Annotated in this window: 15 protein-coding genes; 4 read left to right on the top strand and 11 right to left on the bottom strand. The window is 59.9% G+C overall.

Features of this window, described 5'->3' with window-relative positions; genetic code table 11:
- Window positions 1–682 precede the first annotated feature (682 nt).
- From HGP31_RS27765 to exaC, 9 genes are all read right to left on the bottom strand, one after another.
- Complete coding sequence (locus HGP31_RS27765) at window positions 683–1429, bottom strand: S24 family peptidase (protein ID WP_033045470.1); 747 nt, start codon at window positions 1427–1429, stop codon at window positions 683–685.
- Window positions 1430–1658: 229 nt separating this feature from the next.
- Entirely contained in the window at window positions 1659–2186 is a 528-nt protein-coding gene (gene ppa, locus HGP31_RS27760) for an inorganic diphosphatase (RefSeq protein WP_020796295.1), read from the bottom strand.
- A gap of 113 nt (window positions 2187–2299) precedes the next feature.
- Entirely contained in the window at window positions 2300–3112 is an 813-nt protein-coding gene (locus HGP31_RS27755; protein WP_020796296.1) for a M90 family metallopeptidase, read from the bottom strand.
- 4 nt (window positions 3113–3116) lie between these two features.
- Complete coding sequence (locus HGP31_RS27750; RefSeq protein WP_168758997.1) at window positions 3117–3773, bottom strand: DedA family protein; 657 nt, start codon at window positions 3771–3773, stop codon at window positions 3117–3119.
- A 203-nt stretch (window positions 3774–3976) separates the two neighbouring features.
- Window positions 3977–4438, bottom strand: a complete 462-nt coding sequence (locus HGP31_RS27745; protein ID WP_020796298.1) for a GNAT family N-acetyltransferase — start codon at window positions 4436–4438, stop codon at window positions 3977–3979.
- 116 nt (window positions 4439–4554) lie between these two features.
- Window positions 4555–5391, bottom strand: coding sequence for an ethanolamine ammonia-lyase subunit EutC (eutC, locus tag HGP31_RS27740; protein WP_420850686.1), 837 nt, complete (start codon window positions 5389–5391; stop codon window positions 4555–4557).
- A complete protein-coding gene (locus HGP31_RS27735; protein WP_020796300.1) occupies window positions 5388–6782 on the bottom strand; it encodes an ethanolamine ammonia-lyase subunit EutB in 1395 nt (464 codons plus the stop codon). The genes eutC and HGP31_RS27735 overlap by 4 nt, the downstream gene beginning before the upstream one ends.
- Before the next feature lie 110 nt (window positions 6783–6892).
- The gene (gene eat, locus HGP31_RS27730) at window positions 6893–8263 is read right to left on the bottom strand and encodes an ethanolamine permease (RefSeq protein ID WP_020796301.1); all 1371 of its coding nucleotides are present in this window, start codon (window positions 8261–8263) and stop codon (window positions 6893–6895) included.
- Between the two features lie 245 nt (window positions 8264–8508).
- Complete coding sequence (gene exaC, locus HGP31_RS27725; RefSeq protein WP_083349792.1) at window positions 8509–10029, bottom strand: acetaldehyde dehydrogenase ExaC; 1521 nt, start codon at window positions 10027–10029, stop codon at window positions 8509–8511.
- A 386-nt stretch (window positions 10030–10415) separates the two neighbouring features.
- On the opposite strand from exaC, the gene HGP31_RS27720 reads away from it, so the two are divergent.
- The 4 genes from HGP31_RS27720 to HGP31_RS27705 all read left to right on the top strand — a co-directional run bounded on the left by HGP31_RS27720 (window position 10416) and on the right by HGP31_RS27705 (window position 14772).
- Window positions 10416–12329, top strand: coding sequence for a sigma-54-dependent Fis family transcriptional regulator (locus HGP31_RS27720; RefSeq protein ID WP_168758995.1), 1914 nt, complete (start codon window positions 10416–10418; stop codon window positions 12327–12329).
- Window positions 12330–12516: 187 nt separating this feature from the next.
- Window positions 12517–13866, top strand: a complete 1350-nt coding sequence (gene mpl, locus HGP31_RS27715; protein ID WP_020798772.1) for a UDP-N-acetylmuramate:L-alanyl-gamma-D-glutamyl-meso-diaminopimelate ligase — start codon at window positions 12517–12519, stop codon at window positions 13864–13866.
- Entirely contained in the window at window positions 13863–14495 is a 633-nt protein-coding gene (ubiX, locus tag HGP31_RS27710) for a flavin prenyltransferase UbiX (RefSeq protein ID WP_020798771.1), read from the top strand. The genes mpl and ubiX overlap by 4 nt, the downstream gene beginning before the upstream one ends.
- A complete protein-coding gene (locus HGP31_RS27705) occupies window positions 14488–14772 on the top strand; it encodes a YceK/YidQ family lipoprotein (RefSeq protein WP_122592679.1) in 285 nt (94 codons plus the stop codon). Before ubiX ends, HGP31_RS27705 begins: the two co-directional genes overlap by 8 nt.
- 85 nt (window positions 14773–14857) lie before the next feature.
- Here HGP31_RS27705 and HGP31_RS27700 read toward each other — a convergent pair whose 3' ends face one another.
- Together HGP31_RS27700 and HGP31_RS27695 are read right to left on the bottom strand one after the other, a co-directional pair.
- A complete protein-coding gene (locus tag HGP31_RS27700; protein WP_033045415.1) occupies window positions 14858–15499 on the bottom strand; it encodes an oxidoreductase in 642 nt (213 codons plus the stop codon).
- Between the two features lie 27 nt (window positions 15500–15526).
- On the bottom strand, window positions 15527–17245 hold the full coding sequence (locus HGP31_RS27695) for a C13 family peptidase (RefSeq protein ID WP_033045413.1): 1719 nt from the start codon (window positions 17243–17245) through the stop codon (window positions 15527–15529).
- Window positions 17246–17256: the final 11 nt, after the last annotated feature.

The following is a 17256-nucleotide window of genomic DNA, read 5'->3' as shown; positions in this document are numbered from 1 at the left end:
TCCCTCACAGCGATAAAAGGCGCGATTCTAATGGATAACGGCGACGGTGATGGCGCATTGTTGCCAGACAGGCATGACTTTCCGCAATGATCCGGCACGCTGTGCAGAAATATCTCAAAGCAACGCCGTCATGAGCGGTAAATCCGCTGTGCCAGATCAATGAATGTCTTGCTGTAGTTGGAGCGGACAGAAGAAGGTGATCGTGATAGATATCAACCAGCCCACAGCGAGGTGTCTGGAGTATGGGCTGAGGTGTGGGCTGGCTCGATGATCTTCTAAAAAAATCTTATTTTACAAAGTGTTATGGCATTAAAAAGCCGGCTTGTGGCCGGCTTCTCGGGGACTGGCTTGGTTCATTTTTGGTAAACCGCGCCAGCCTTCAAAACGTACACCCGGATCTTGCGTCCGGCTGTGGGACTTGGCGAGAAAGTCATCTGCCTTGTCGGTGCGATCAGGGCCGCTTGGCGGGTCGATGCGCAAATGTGGGGCGCAGCATACTGATTTTTTTGTGAAATTCCCAGCTTGGTGTGTGAGATGGGGTTCCTGGGTGGGCGAATTGGGTGGTCTGGTGTTTGTTCGCTAGCTCTTGTAGGAGCGAGCATGATCGCGAAAAACCGGAGAACGCTGCGGGGTGCCAGATTTCCCGCGTAATCGTTGACGTCCATCGCGAGCATGCTCGCTCCTACAGAAACGGAAGCGGTGGCCGGCGTTTGTTCAGTGTCGACCACCAGAACACCCAGCCCAGTACCCTGATGTTCTGCTCTTCGATTTGCGCGGGCCTGAAGATTTCATCCGGGTAGTCCGCGCGGTTATGGCTGCGCAAGCGCAGGGAGTTGCCCGGCAGTCGGTGCAGGTATTTGATTCGCAGCATGCCGTCATGTTCGATAGCGTAGATTTCGCCATCGACAATCTGGGTCAGCCCGCGATCGATCGCCAGGGTGGAGCCGTCATCGATTTTCTCGGCCATGCTGTTGCCGATCATCGCGGCGCCGATGGCATCGGTGTGATTAATTTCCAGGAAGTCGAGGTGGCTGCGGGGCAGGCGCAGGCATTGTTCGCGGTCTTCGATGACGTGGGTCTTGTTGGAGCCGGGGGCCGTGATCACTTCCTTGTAGAACGGCAATTCGATGTCGATGGGTTCGACCACGGTGTAGACACCTCGGATCGCCTGGGCGTCGAAGGTGTTGCCGGAGTCGTCGAGCAGGCGCAAGTGCCTGGCGTCTTTCAAGCCTTCGCCGGTTTTCAGCCAGTCGCTGTTGACCGAGAGTTTCCTGGCGACTTCTTCCATGCAGTGGGCGGGCACGCCGCGGCTGTACCAGTTGTGTACATTTTGCGGAGCCGTATCCAGGAATTCGGCGAATCCTGTCGTCGTGATGTTCGCTGCTTCAAGGAGCGCTTTAAACCGAGGGCCGCTAGTGTTCTTTTTCATGACCGGGAGTCTACTGGCGCCGGTCAGGGGTTTGAATAAACGTCCCGTTCAAATTTCGCGGGAAATTTACGACTGGATGTGAGACGCGTTGGGTAAAAAATAAACATGAAAACCTTGAGATGTGGCGAGATCAACAAACTGTTTAAAGCGGCTTTACAGGCGCTCAAAAAAAACCCCGGATCAACCGGGGTTCTTCTTGAAGCTAATGGCTCAAAGCCTGCAGCTGCTCTTAGCCTTTATAGTTGGCAACCGACTGGGTGATCGCAGCACGGGCGGCGTCTGCGCCGTCCCAGCCTTCGATTTTTACCCATTTGCCTTTTTCGAGATCTTTGTAGTTCGCGAAGAAGTGCTCGATCTGCTGGATCAGCAGTGGAGGCAGGTCGGTGTATTCCTTCACGTCGACGTACAGCTGGGACAGCTTGTCGTGTGGAACCGCGATCACTTTGGCATCGCCGCCGCCATCGTCGGTCATGTTCAGGATGCCGACTGGGCGAGCGCGGATCACCGAACCTGGAGCAACCGGGTAAGGGGTTACGACCAGCACGTCGAGGGGGTCACCGTCGTCTGCCAGGGTGTTCGGGATGTAACCGTAGTTGGCCGGGTAGAACATAGGGGTGGCCATGAAACGGTCAACGAACAGGCAATCGCTGTCTTTGTCGATTTCGTATTTGATCGGCGCGTGGTTGGCCGGAATCTCGATCGCGACGTAGATGTCGTTCGGCAGGTCTTTGCCAGCCGGAATCTTGCTGTAGCTCATTGGGCGTTGCCCCCGTTAGTTGACCAGAAACACTTGGCCGGATTGACCAAAAAGTGGCGGCGATTATAGGCATATTCCTACGGCGACGCCACGTACCAGAGGTCGTGTAGACCTTAGTCGTGTGCCTGATAGACCGGGTTCTCGGCCAGAAGTTGCCGCAGCCTCGCCAGCGGGTCCTGGCGATAGAACAGCTTGAGTTGCTCGTAGACCTGTGGATAAGCCTCGTGCAGCAAATCCGGGGCACTGAAGAAGTATTCGCTGGTGACGGCGAAAAACTCGGCCGGGTTTTCCGCGGCATACGGATCAATGGCAGTCTCGGCGTCTGGATTGCGCTCCAGTTGGCGGTCGAGGTCGTCGTAGGCCTCTTGCATGATCCTGGCCCAGTCGCTGACGCGCATATTCGCGTGCAGCGGGGGCAAGCCGTTGGCATCGCCATTGAGCATGTCGAGCTTGTGCGCCAGTTCGTGGATCACCAGGTTGTAGCCCTCCCAGCCACCGCTGGCCATGACCCCGGGCCAGGCCAGGATGATCGGCCCTTGCTGCCAGGCTTCACCGCTGTGCTCGCCGTCCCATTCGTGCACGACCCCACTGGCGTCGCGATGGCGCTGGGGGCTGAGGAAGTCGTCGGGGTAGAGGACGATTTCGTGAAAGCCCTGATACCAGTTCAGGTCGCCCAGATGCAGCAACGGCAGTTGCGCCTGGGCGGCGAGCAGCAGGCGTTGTTCCTGATGCAGCTCGACACCGGGCAGGGCGGTCAGGTGTTTGTCTTGCAGAAACAGTACGCAGGCTTCACGCAGCCACTGGTCTTCGGCGGCGCTGATGCCATCCAGGAAACTCAGGTGATGACGCACCCGCTGCCACATGTCGTCGGCTATCGGGTGCCTGGCCAGGATGCGTCGACGTCGCCAGGCGGCAAGGGACCACATCCTGTCAGCGCGATGCGGTTTTGGAGTTCGAACTGCCAAAACGGCTGCGCACGACACCAATGATCATCGGCACCAGCGACAGCAGGATGATGCCGACCACCAGCAGCGAGAGGTTCGATTTGATGAAGGGTACGTTGCCGAAGAAGAAACCCAGGGTGACCAGGCCGCCGACCCAGAGCACCGTGCCCAGCACACTGAAGGCGAAGAAGCGCGGGTAAGGCATTTTCGCGACGCCGGCGACGAAGGGGGCAAAGGTGCGGATGATCGGCAGGAAACGCGCCAGGGTCACGGTTTTGCCGCCGTGTTTGTCATAGAAATCGTGGGTTTGTTGCAAGTAGTCGCACCGGAAGATCTTCGAGTTCGGGTTGCTGAACAATCGTTCGCCCGCCGTTCGTCCGATGATGTAGTTGGTGCTGTCACCGAGGATCGCCGCGAGCATCAGCAAGCCGCCCAGCAATACCGGGTCCATCCCGCCACCGGCCGCGACGGCGCCAGCGATGAACAGTAGCGAATCGCCCGGCAGGAAAGGCATGACCACCAGGCCGGTTTCACAGAAGATCACCAGGAAGAGAATGGCGTAGATCCATGGCCCGTAGTTGTTGACCAGCAAATCGAGGTAGACATCGAGATGCAGGACGAGATCGAGCGGGTTGAAATCCATGGACGGCACCTGTGGTAACGGCCCGGTTCGGCAGGCCTGCGGATGACTTCGCGTAAGACTACAGACAGGAGGTAGTTTTTCTTACAAGCCGGAAAGAACGGAATTATACGGGCTGGGAAGTGAAAAGCGCGTAGGGTTTGTAGCAGGGGATTTCTGCGAGAACCAGATCGCAGCCTTCGGCCGAACGCTGCGATCTTTTTTCCTTACAACTCGTCGCTGATCGGCAATACGTAGTTCTTGAACTCGGTGTCTTCCTTGAATCCGATGGATTCGTAGGTTTTTTGTGCCACTTCGTTGTTGCTGCTGGTGGACACGCGCATGCGCACCGCGTTGGTTTCCTTGGCCATTTTCTTCGCGGTGCGGATCAGGTTGTCGGCGACCAACTGGCGGCGGGCGTCTTCGGCGACGTAGATGTCGTTTAGGATCCAAACGCGCTTGAGCGAAAGCGAAGAAAAGCTGGGGTACAGCTGACAGAAGCCCAACAGTTTGTTGCTGTCGTCATCGGACAGTGCCAGGTAGATCACCGATTCCTTGCGCCGCAGGCGTTTCTCGAGGAACGCCCGGGACGAGTCCGGGTACGCCAGGGAGCCATAAAACTCGCGATATTTGACGAACAATGGGGTGAGCAGGTCCAGGTGTTCGAGGGTCGCTTGAATAATCCGCATGGTAGTTCTCGTCTTCAAGTGGCTGTCTTCACGTGCTTTGGCGGCAAAGGATACTCACTGGCAGCCGTGCATCGATCCTGCCTGAAAAGGATGAGAAAGTGCAATGCGGAAGCGGTTCAGGCTTGCGGTGAATCCAGTAGGAAATTTCCTTTAATGTCCGCTCCTGCGTCTGACTCCAGCGTTTGCACCTGCGCTTCGTCCTTCAGGTTGACTCCGGATAACTGTCGCCGGCACGCCTCGCGCATCAAATAAAGCAAACGGTGTGCCGCCATGCCGTAAGTCAGGCCTTCGAGGCGTACATTCGAGATGCAGTTGCGATAGGCGTCGGTCAGGCCGACCTTTGGATTGTAGGTGAAATATAATCCCAGGCTGTCTGGAGAGCTCAGGCCAGGGCGTTCGCCGATCAGTATCACGGTCATTTTTGCACCCAACAGTTCGCCAATTTCGTCGGCTACCGCGACCCGGCCCTGTTCTACCAGTATCACCGGTGCCATAGACCATCCGTCGGCTGAACTCTGCTCTGCAAAGCGTGCCAGGAACGGCAGTGTGTGGCGATGCACAGCCAATGCCGACAGCCCATCGGCGACCACGATGGCGAGATCGACCCCCGCAGGATTGGCTGCGGCGTATTCACGCAGTTTTTTTGCCGACTCCACGCTCAATTTTCGCCCCAGATCGGGGCGTTGCAGATAGCTGTTGCGATCAGTTGCAGCGCTATGCAGCAACAGGCTGTCACGACCGCATTCGGCCAATTGCTCGCTGAGGGCGACATGATCAAACGGCAAGTGCACCGCGTCTCGCGCCTGGGCGTGGGCAAACTGAAAGTCCAGTTGTGCACGGGTCGGCAGGCTGGTGCCGGTGCGGCCCAGGGCAATGCGTGCGGGGGTCAGGCGTCGCAGTTCCAGCCACGGGTTGTGCGGATCAAAAGGTGGTTTTTCCATATCGACACTCATCCCAATTGCGCCAAGGCCTGGCGGAAGGCCGGCGGCAGGCTGTTACCGAAGAGGACCTTGCCGTCCGGTTGCGTGAAAATGCCCATTTTCGCCAGCCATTGCTCGAACTCCGGCGCAGGCTTGAGCCCCAGCGTCTGGCGGGCGTACAGCGCATCGTGGAACGACGTGGTCTGGTAGTTGAGCATGATGTCGTCGGAACCGGGGATGCCCATGATGAAGTTGATCCCGGCGACCCCGAGCAGGGTCAACAGGGTGTCCATATCATCCTGGTCGGCCTCGGCATGGTTGGTGTAACAGATGTCGCAGCCCATCGGCACGCCCAGTAGCTTGCCGCAGAAGTGGTCTTCGAGGCCGGCGCGGATGATCTGCTTGCCGTTGTAGAGGTATTCGGGGCCGATGAACCCGACTACGGTGTTCACCAGGAACGGCTTGAAATGGCGGGCCACGGCGTAAGCCCTGGTTTCGCAAGTTTGTTGGTCGACGCCGTGGTGGGCATTGGCCGACAGGGCGCTGCCCTGGCCGGTTTCGAAATACATCAGGTTCTTGCCGAGCGTACCGCGGTTGAGGCTCAAGCCGGCGTCGTATCCTTCCTGGAGTACATTGAGATTGATGCCGAAGCTGGCGTTGGCCGCCTCGGTGCCAGCGATCGACTGGAATACCAGGTCCAGGGGGACGCCGCGATTGACCGCTTCGATCGAGGTGGTGACATGGGTCAGCACACACGCCTGGGTCGGGATTTCGTAGCGTTGGATGATCGCATCGAGCATTTCCAGCATGGCGCAGATCGAGGCGATACTGTCGGTGGCCGGGTTGATGCCGATCATGGCATCACCGTTTCCGTGCAGCAGGCCATCCAGAATACTCGCGGCAATGCCGGCCGGTTCGTCCGTCGGGTGGTTGGGTTGCAGGCGGGTAGACAGGCGACCGCGCAGGCCCAAGGTGCCGCGGAACTGCGTAACGACCCGGATTTTCTGCGCGACCAGCACCAGGTCCTGTACGCGCATGATCTTCGACACGGCAGCCGCCATTTCCGGGGTCAGGCCGGGGGCGAGGGCGCGCAGGACCTGTTCGTCGGCGGCGTCGCTGAGCAGCCAGTCGCGAAAACCGCCGACAGTGAGATGGCTGACCACTGCGAAAGCCTGTTTATCGTGGGTGTCGATGATCAGTCGGGTGACTTCATCGGTCTCATAGGGAATCAGGACTTCCTGCAGGAAGTGGCTCAGCGGGATGTCGGCCAACACCATCTGCGCAGCGACGCGCTCGCCGTCATTGAGGGCGGCGACGCCGGCCAGGTAGTCCCCGGAGCGTGCCGGGGTGGCCTTGGCCATCACTTCCTTGAGGTTTTCAAAGCGGTAGGTCTGGGCGCCGACGGAATGGGCATAAACGGCCATGGGCGGTGTCCTCCAAATAACTCAAATTCACTGCTTATCCTTTGTAGGCGCTGTCGAGTGCAGCGCCTACAGGGGCGTGGTGTGCACCTTGATAGGGCGGTGCCGGGCTGCTAGATACCTTCGAGCATAGCGTCCGCCGGTGCTTCGGAGCGCTGCCGCGCGGTCAATTGGAAATACAGGTAGCCGGCCGCCATGAAGCCAAGGAAGACCAGGCCGATCAAAGTGTTGAACCACGCCATCGCGACCAGGCACACCAGCGCCAGGAACAGCGCGATCCCCGGTACGATCGGATAACCCGGTGCGCGGAAGGTGCGCTCGAGGTTCGGCTCGGTTTTACGCAGTTTGAACAGGCTCAGCATACTGATGATGTACATGACGATGGCACCAAATACCGACATGGTGATCATCGCCGCCGTCAGTGACATGCCTTGCAGGTTGACCAGGCCATCGCTGTAGATGGCTGCAATGCCGATCACGCCACCGGCCAGGATCGCCCGATGTGGGGTCTGGAAACGCGAAAGCTTGGCCAGGCTGCGTGGCAGGTAACCGGCGCGGGCCAGGGCGAAGAATTGCCGCGAGTAACCGAGAATGATCCCGTGGAAACTCGCCACCAGGCCAAACAGGCCGATCCAGACCAGCATGTGCATCCAGGTCGAATTGTTGCCGACTACCGCTTTCATGGCCTGGGGCAGCGGGTCATTGATGTTTGCCAGTTGACGCCAGTCGCCGACGCCACCGGCCATTACCATTGTGCCGATGGCCAGGAATACCAGGGTCAGGATGCCGCTGACGTATGCCCGGGGAATTGTACGTTTCGGGTCCTTGGCTTCCTCGGCGGCCATGGCGGCGCCTTCGATGGCGAGAAAGAACCAGATGGCGAAGGGAATGGCGGCGAAAATGCCGGGAATGGACGCGATAGTGAATTCACTGGAGCCAGACCAGCCATTGAGCACGAAATTGCTGAAACTGAACCCAGGCGCGACCACACCCATGAACACCAGCAGTTCGGCGACGGCCAGCACGGTCACCACCAGTTCGAAGGTGGCGGCGATGCTGACGCCGAGAATATTGAGGGTCATGAACACGAAGTAGGCGCCGACGGCGGCGATTTTCGGGTCCAGTTCCGGGTATTGCACATTCAGATAGGCACCGATGGCCATGGCGATGGCCGGCGGCGCGAAAACAAACTCGATCAGGGTCGCGATACCGGCGATTAATCCGCCTTTTTCACCGAAGGCTCGCCGACTGTAGGCAAATGGCCCGCCGGCATGGGGAATCGCCGTGGTCAACTCGGTGAAACTGAAGATGAAACAGGTATACATCGTTGCCACCATCAGGGCGGTGACGAGGAACCCCAGGGTCCCGGCGGTGCCCCAGCCGTAACTCCAGCCAAAGTACTCGCCGGAAATCACCAAGCCAACGGCAATGCCCCATAAATGCAGGGTGCCGAGTGTGGGTTTGAGCTGTGTGGTAGTTGTCATAAGTCCTCGCTGGCCTTTTTGATTGGACTTTCGGGTGCTGCGTTTGGGTGGATTGCGGGCAAGCAAAGGCCGTGCCAGAGCGGCCAGACCTAGAGTGGTTGTGTCATTCAGGACGCCATCGCCGGCAAGCCAGCTCCCACAGGTGGATGCGTCGGCTCACACACTACAAAACCCTGTAGGAGCGAGCTTGCTCGCGATGACTAGCGCAAGGGCGACACAGACCTGTCCGCATCGCCCCCGATTTTTTAGAAGAAGCCCAGCGGATTGATGTCGTAGCTCACCAGCAGGTTCTTGGTCTGCTGATAATGGTCGAGCATCATCTTGTGGGTTTCACGGCCGACGCCGGACTTCTTGTAGCCACCGAACGCGGCATGCGCCGGGTACAGGTGGTAGCAGTTGGTCCACACGCGACCCGCCTTGATCGCCCGGCCCATGCGATAGGCGCGGTTGATGTCGCGGGTCCACAGGCCGGCCCCGAGGCCGAACTCGGTGTCGTTGGCGATGGCCAGGGCTTCGGCTTCGTCCTTGAAGGTGGTGATGCTCACCACCGGGCCAAAGATTTCTTCCTGGAACACGCGCATCTTGTTGGTGCCCTTGAGCAGCGTCGGCTGGATGTAATAGCCGCTCGCCAGGTTGCCCTCGAGTTTTTCCACCTTGCCGCCGGTCAGCAGCTCGGCGCCTTCGCCCTTGGCGATTTCCAGGTAGGACAGGATCTTGTCGAATTGCTGCTCGGACGCCTGGGCGCCGACCATGGTGTCGGTGTCCAGCGGGTCGCCGCGTTTGATCGACAGGACTTTTTTCATCACCTCTTTCATGAAGTCGTCGTAGATCGATTCCTGCACCAGGGCGCGGGAAGGGCAGGTGCAGACTTCGCCCTGGTTGAAGAACGCCAGCACCAGGCCTTCGGCGGCCTTCTCGATGAAGGACGGTTCGGCCTGCATGATGTCTTCGAAGAAGATATTCGGCGACTTGCCGCCCAGCTCCACGGTGGACGGAATGATGTTCTCGGCCGCGCATTTCATGATGTGCGAGCCGACCGGGGTCGAGCCAGTGAAGGCGATCTTGGCGATGCGCTTGCTGGTGGCCAGGGCTTCGCCGGCTTCTTTGCCGAAGCCCTGCACGATGTTCAGCACGCCGGGTGGCAGCAGGTCGCCGATCAGCTCGACCAGTACGGTGATGCCCAGCGGGGTTTGTTCGGCAGGCTTGAGCACCACGCAGTTACCGGCGGCCAGGGCCGGGGCGAGTTTCCAGGCGGCCATCAGGATCGGGAAGTTCCACGGGATGATCTGCCCGACCACGCCCAGGGGTTCATGGATGTGATAGGCCACGGTGTTGCCGTCGATTTCGGCAGCGCTGCCTTCCTGGGCGCGGATGCAGCCGGCGAAGTAGCGGAAATGGTCGGCGGCCAGCGGGATGTCGGCATTGAGGGTTTCGCGCACGGCCTTGCCGTTGTCCCAGGATTCGGTGATTGCCAACAGTTCCAGGTTCTGTTCGATGCGGTCGGCGATTTTCAGCAGCACCAGCGAACGCGCCTGGGCGGACGTGGCGCCCCAGGCATCGGCGGCCGCGTGGGCGGCGTCCAGGGCTTTGTCGATGTCTTCAGCCGTGGAGCGCGGGAATTCGGCAATCGGTTGGCCATTCACTGGCGAGGTATTGGTGAAGTACTGACCTTTGACAGGCGCGACGAACTCGCCGCCGATGTAATTTCCATATTTGCTCTTGAACGAAACGATAGCGCCTTCAGTACCGGGGTGAGCGTAACGCATGATGGTTTCTCCTTGGGTTCTTGTGCTTATAAGGAAGACGCGCATGTGCGCTTGCTTTAAGCGTAGAGCAAAGGCCGGGCCACCGCCTTGCAGGTCAGGTAAATCAAGACCTTGCGCGATTTTTGTCGGACGGGCGGGAGGCGCCTGTGACGCTTTCGGTACAGTCCCTGTGACACTTTGTACCGGTTCTGGTGCGGCCTGTGACTGGACGGTCTTGCCAGCGTTGCAATGCGGCCCAGGCTGGAGGATGCTCAGACGCTGCATCACCCTGTAGGAGCTGCCGCAGGCTGCGATCTTTTGATTTTTTTAAGATCAAGATCAAAAGATCGCAGCCTGCGGCAGCTCCTACAGGGAACGTGAACCTTTCGGGGGGAGAATAATAAGAAATGCACGACAACCATTTGAGTCGCCATGCCCAGCAAGTGTTGACCGTGACCCAGGGCAAGGCTCACCTGCACGGCCCTGGCAGCGACCCGTCGATCGCCCGTTCCTGGCTGCGCTGCCTCGAGGACTACCACCTCGACCCGGCCTTGAACATGGCGCCGACGGTGCTGGAACATGGCCGCGTGCTGGAAAGTCGCGAACGCTTGCAGCAAGTGCTACACATCGCCGGCAATGAAATGACCAGTCTGCATCAGCAGCTCTCCGGTGCCGGCCATGCCGTGCTGTTGACCGATGCTCGCGGCGTGATCCTCAATTGCGTGACGGCGCCGGCCGAACGCAAGATTTTCGAACGTGCCGGCCTCTGGCTGGGTGCCGACTGGAGCGAGGCCTGTGAAGGCACCAATGGCATCGGCACCTGCCTGGTGGAGCGCCAGTCGCTGACCATTCATCAGGACGAACATTTTCGCGGGCGGCATACCGGCCTGACCTGCTCGGCCAGCCCGGTATTCGATCCGCACGGCGAACTGCTGGCTGTACTCGACGTGTCTTCTGCCCGGCACGAGGTATCGCGGCAAAGCCAATTCCATACCATGGCTTTGGTCAATCTGTCGGCGAAGATGATCGAGAGCTGCTATTTCCTGCGTTGTTTCGATAATCAATGGCTGCTGCGTTTTCATCTGCAGGCCGAGTCCGTCGGCTTGTTCAGCGAAGGGCTGCTGGCGTTCGACGGCGAAGGGCGGATCTGCGCGGTCAATCAGAGTGCACTGAACCTGCTGGGGCATATCCGTGGCGGTTTGTTGGGCAAGCCGGTGGAGGCATTTTTCGACTGCTCGCTGGACGAACTGCTCGGCCGCGCGAGCGTCAATGCCAGCGCGAGCTGGCCGCTGCGTACCCGGGACGGGCGCAATCTGTTCGCCGTGTTACGTGGGCAATCGCGAAAAGTCCCGGTACCGTTGGTGCCAGGCCCGGTGGTTGAAGAGCGCCCGAACCTGTCGGGCATCTGCCTGGGTGACCCGGCCTTGCAGGCGGATTTTCGCAAGGCCTTGCGCGTATACGAACGGGACGTGCCATTGCTGATCAACGGCGAAACCGGTTCGGGCAAGGAAGCCTTTGCCAAGGCCGTGCACCATGCCAGCCAGCGCGCGGAAAAAGCCTTCGTCGCCCTCAACTGTGCGGCCATCCCCGAAAGCCTGATCGAGAGCGAGCTGTTCGGTTACCGCGGCGGCAGCTTCACCGGTGCACGCAAGGAGGGCATGCGCGGCAAGCTGCAGCAGGCCGACGGCGGGACGTTGTTCCTCGATGAAATCGGCGACATGCCCCTGGCCTTGCAGACCCGTTTGTTGCGCGTGCTGGAAGATCGGCAAGTGGTGCCGATCGGTGGCGAGCCGGAATCGGTCAATGTGCGAATCATCAGTGCCACGCACCGCAACCTGCTGGAAAGGGTGCAGGATGGCAGTTTTCGCGAGGATCTGTATTACCGCCTCAATGGCTTGGAAGTCGCGTTGCCAGCGTTACGCGAGCGTAGTGATAAATCGCAGTTGCTCGACTTCTTGCTGGCCGAAGAGGCGCGTGGGGAAACCGTATTGATCGACGGACCGGCGCGTGAGGCGTTGTTGGGATTTGCCTGGCCGGGCAATGTGCGGCAGATGCGCAATGTGTTGCGTACGCTGGCGGCGTTGTGTGACGGCGGTCGAATCGCGCTGGAGGATCTGCCGGCGATGATTCGTCAGGTGCGGCAAGTGGTCATGCCGAAAATTGAACGGCCCTGCGAGCATCCACTGGAAGATGCCGAGCGCCTGGCGCTGTTGAATGCGCTGGAGCATACGCGGTGGCATATGACGAATACGGCTGAACAGCTGGGAGTCAGCCGCAATACCCTGTATCGAAAACTTCGCAAGCACGGCATCGCCCGGTAATCCGCGGCGTGTCCATTCGCGAGCAGGCTCGCTCCCACAGGATGTTGGGTTGAACCCACAATTCGGGGGCTGACCCAGATCTACTGTGGGAGCGAGCCTGCTCGCGAATGGCGTCATTGAGGACGAAACAAAGGTGCGAATTTTTCCCCCCTAAGCTAACCTGCGGCCATGTTTTACGAGGTCGACTATGCACATTCATATTCTGGGTATCTGCGGCACTTTCATGGGTTCGATGGCAGTCCTGGCCAAAGAGCTCGGCCATCACGTGACCGGCTCCGATGCCAACGTCTACCCGCCGATGAGCACTCAACTCGAGGCACAGGGCATCGAGTTGACCCAGGGCTACGACCCGGCGCAACTGGACCCGGCGCCTGATCTGGTGGTCATCGGCAACGCCATGTCGCGAGGCAACCCGGCGGTCGAGTACGTGCTGAACAAAGGACTGCCTTATGTCTCCGGCCCACAATGGCTGGCCGACCACGTGCTGCAAGGTCGCTGGGTACTGGCCGTGGCCGGTACGCATGGCAAGACCACCACCAGCAGCATGCTCGCCTGGGTGCTGGAGCACGCAGGCATGAGCCCGGGCTTCCTGATAGGCGGTGTACCGCAGAACTTCTCGGTGTCGGCACGCCTGGGCGACACGCCGTTTTTCGTGATCGAAGCCGATGAATACGACAGCGCGTTTTTCGACAAGCGCTCCAAGTTCGTTCACTACCGTCCGCGCACGGCAATCCTGAACAACCTGGAGTTCGACCACGCCGATATCTTCCCGGATCTGCCGGCGATCGAACGGCAGTTCCATCATCTGGTGCGGACTATTCCGAGCGAAGGCCTGGTGATTCATCCGACCACCGAGCCGGCCTTGCTGCGTGTCATCGAGATGGGTTGCTGGACCCCGGTGCAAACCACCGGTGCGGGCGGGCAATGGCAGGTCAAGCTGCTCAGCGACGATGGCTCGCAGTTCGAAGTGATGTTCGAAGGCGTCGCTCAAGGCGTGGTCGAGTGGGACATGACCGGCCAGCACAACGTGGCCAACGCATTGGCCACGTTGGCCGCGGCGCGCCATGTTGGCGTGGCGCCAGCCCTGGGCATTGCCGCCTTGAGCGCTTTCAAGAGCGTGAAGCGACGGATGGAAAAAGTCGCCGAGGTGCGTGGCATCACCATCTATGACGACTTCGCCCACCATCCGACGGCCATTGCCACCACGCTCGACGGCCTGCGCAAGCGCATTGGCGATGCGCCGTTGATTGCGATCATCGAGCCGCGCTCCAACTCCATGAAGCTTGGCGCGCACCGTGACGGCTTGCCAGAGAGCGTGGTCGATGCCGACCAAGTGATCTGGTATGCACCGGCCAATCTCGGCTGGGATCTGGCAGGCACCGCCGCACTGTGCACGGTACCGTCGATAGTCAGCGACTCGCTGGAAGGCATCATTGAACGGGTCAAGAGTCAGGCCCAGCCAGGCACCCACGTGGTGATCATGAGCAACGGCGGCTTCGGCGGCCTGCACGGCAAGTTGGCCGAGGCGCTCAAATGAGCAACGGTCCCGATCGCATCACGCTGGCGATGACCGGCGCTTCCGGCGCCCAGTACGGCTTGCGCCTGCTCGATTGCCTGGTGCGCGAAGACCGCGAAGTGCACTTTCTGATTTCCAAGGCCGCGCAATTGGTGATGGCCACTGAAACCGACGTCACGTTGCCGCCCAAGCCACAGGCGATGCAAGCCTTCCTTACCGAGTACACGGGTGCCGCCGCCGGGCAGATTCGGGTCTACGGCAAGGAAGACTGGATGTCGCCGGTGGCTTCGGGTTCCGGCGCGCCAGCGGCGATGGTGGTAGTGCCATGCTCTACCGGGACGCTGTCGGCCATCGCGACAGGAGCCTGCAACAACCTGATCGAACGTGCCGCCGATGTGACGCTCAAGGAGCGGCGCCAGTTGATCCTGGTGCCGCGTGAAGCGCCATATTCAAGCATTCACCTGGAGCACATGCTCAAGCTGTCGAACATGGGCGTGACGATTTTGCCGGCATCGCCGGGTTTCTATCATCAGCCACAAACCATCGACGACCTGATCGATTTCGTTGTGGCGCGGATCCTCAATCTGCTGAGCATTCCCCAGGACATGCTGCCGCGTTGGGGTGAATATCATCTGAGCAGCGATGAATAAGCTGCTGGTGATTGTGCTGGCGCTACAGCTGGCGGGATGTGCCACGGCGCGTACGCTGGATGCTGCCAAGCCGGGAGCGCCAGTGGTCTACTCCGGGACGCGGCTGGATTTGTATGCGCTCAATGGCGGCTGCTGCGCGATGGACCGTTTTGGTGCCGAGGCACCGAGCTATCCGGGTGTAGATCTGCCGGCCAGCGCGTTGCTCGACACGCTGCTGTTGCCGTTGTCGCTGCTGACTGTGATCGGGGTCAGCTTTCAGGCAACGGGTGGACTGTAAAGACAAAAGATCGCAGCCTGCGGCAGCTCCTACATTGGGAGTGTGTACACCCTGTAGGAGCTGCCGCAGGCTGCGATCTTTTGATCTATTTCCCCAACTTCCTCAACTCATCCGACTCCACAATCCGCACCCCATCCTGCTCCTCCAGAGCGAGGCGCCACATCGCGCGGGCCAGTTGGCAGGCTTCTATGCCTCGGTATTTGCCGGGAATCAGTTTCGACAAAGGCCCGGCGAACTGCTCGCCCAAGCGTGGTTCAGTGCGTTCGCCCAGCAGCAACGATGGACGGCAGATGGTCAACTGTGGCCAATTCTGCGCGCGCAATGCATGTTCCATCTCGCCTTTGACCCGGTTGTAGAAAATCGAGGATCTGCGATCGGCCCCCAGGGCGCTGATCACGATCAGGTGCCGGGCGCCCATCTCCCGGGCACGTTTGGCGAAAGCCACCACCATGTCCAGGTCCACCGCGCGAAACGCCTCCTCCGAGCCGGCCTGTTTGATTGTAGTGCCCAGGCAGCAGTAGGCGATGTCAACGCGGCCGTTCAATTGCGGCAGAAACTCAGAGGGATCGCCCACCGGATTTTCCAAGTGGGGATGCTCGGCCAGTGGCCGGCGTGAGGGGGCCAATACTCGCGATATCGTTGGCTCGTTGAGCAAGCGATCAAGTAAGTGTTCACCGGTTAATCCGGTGGCTCCGGCAAGCAACACGTGCTGAGGCGTCAAGTACATAGTGTTTCTCCCTTGATACTGTTCAGCTTAGTTGTTCTTTGCATCCTTGTTGTCAATGGAAACACTTTGCAGGGCTTTTCTTGCCTGCTGCTTGCGTAACAGTTGCCAGTGCGAGAGCACGGTTCTAGGCGCCCAGATCTGCGGTTCGGAGGCTTCGAAATTGTCTGTCAGCTCGCGCTCGGCGACGGTGGCCTTGGCCAGTTTGAAGGCTTGTTCCAAGTCATCGGTCTGGTTCAGTGCCCGGGCAAACAGGGCATCGCCGAAGTAGGTGAAGTTGGCTTCTTCGGAACAACCGAAAGACACGCGGTCAGCGCGCGAGGCGGTCATGATCAGGGTGCGTTCGTCTTTCAGGGCGGGGATGAAACCGCCGGAGTAGCAGGACGAAATCACGATGATCTTGTCGCGGTTTTTCAGTGGGGCGAGGACGGCGGCAAGCTCGTCGGCCGGCAGATCGGCCAGTTCCATGCGCGGCTGGTCGAGCACCAGTTCGTGCTCGCTGGTGCCGTGACTGGTCAGGTAGATGAAAATCAGGTCTTCCGGGCCAGTGCGTTCGGCCAGCGTCACGGCGGAGCGCCTCAGGTTCTCGCGGGTGGCCATCGGCCGGTCGCCGAGGTGGTCGCGATGGTTCACCAGGCGGATTTGGCCATAGGCACCGAAACGGCTGGTGAGCATGTTCGCGACATAGTCCGATTCACGCAGGAAAACACTCTGCTTGCCATCGCCGCCAAGGGTCAGGGTGTACAGCTCCACCGCCGGGGTTGAGGCTGGGACGTTGGTAAACGCTTCTTCGAGCAAGCGTCCCTGGGCCAGCAAACCCAGCTCGAGGGTGTCTGGCAGTAATTTGCCTTCGGCGTCGCGCACCCGCTGGCCGTTGATCCAGGTGCCACTGAGCACGGCGCCGTCGGTGAGGACCAGGGTGCCGCGTCCGGAATAAGTGTCGTTGTCGAATTGGCCGGTGTAGAAACTACCGTCGGCCAGGTTCAAGCGACCTTGGCCGCTGAAGCGCCAGTCATTGAAGTGGCCGATGTAGTGGCTGCCGTCGGCGCCGATCAATTCGCCCTTGCCGTTTAGCGAGCCTTCCTTGAATTGACCCAGCCATACGTCGCCATCGGCATTTTCATAACGGCCCTTGCCGTGCAATTGGTTGTTTTTGAACGCGCCGACATAGATGTCACCTTCCGCACTGTTGAAGGTTCCGTTACCTTCCAGCTGACCGTCGACGAAGTGTCCGGTGAATTGATTGCCGCTGCCGTCGCTGCGCTGGCCCTCGCCGTTGGGCTTGCCGTGGGCGAATTGGCCCTGATAGGCACTGCCATCTTCGAGTTCCAGGCGACCGAGCCCTGAAAATTGATCGGCCTTGAATTCGCCGCGGTAGATCATGCCGTTTTCTTTGAGGGTGCCTTCGCCGTCGCGACGGCCAAGCTTGAAACCGCCGTTGTAGCTGCCGGCGTTGGTGGTCAGGGTTCCCTGGCCGTCAAACAGGCCTTGCTTGAACTGGCCGCGATAAGCCTCGCCATTACTGCCATGCCACTCACCCTGGCCATGCCATTGTCCCTGGTCGAACTCGCCGGCGTACCAGCTGCCGTTCGGGTAATCGATACGGCCCTGGCCCTGCAGCAATCCGTTGACCAGGTCTCCGCGATAGCGTCCGCCGTCCGGCAGGCGGGCGTCCGCGGGCAATAGCGATTCGCCGTCGCCGCAAGCGGTGAGCATCAGGGTCAAGGCGAGGAGTGCAAGTGGGCGCATAGCGGGTTCCG

This window comes from Pseudomonas umsongensis (assembly GCF_012647205.1).
GTDB lineage: Bacteria > Pseudomonadota > Gammaproteobacteria > Pseudomonadales > Pseudomonadaceae > Aquipseudomonas > Aquipseudomonas umsongensis.
The sequence above is the reverse complement of the archived record's forward strand: the minus strand, read 5'-3'. Positions and strand labels throughout refer to the sequence as shown.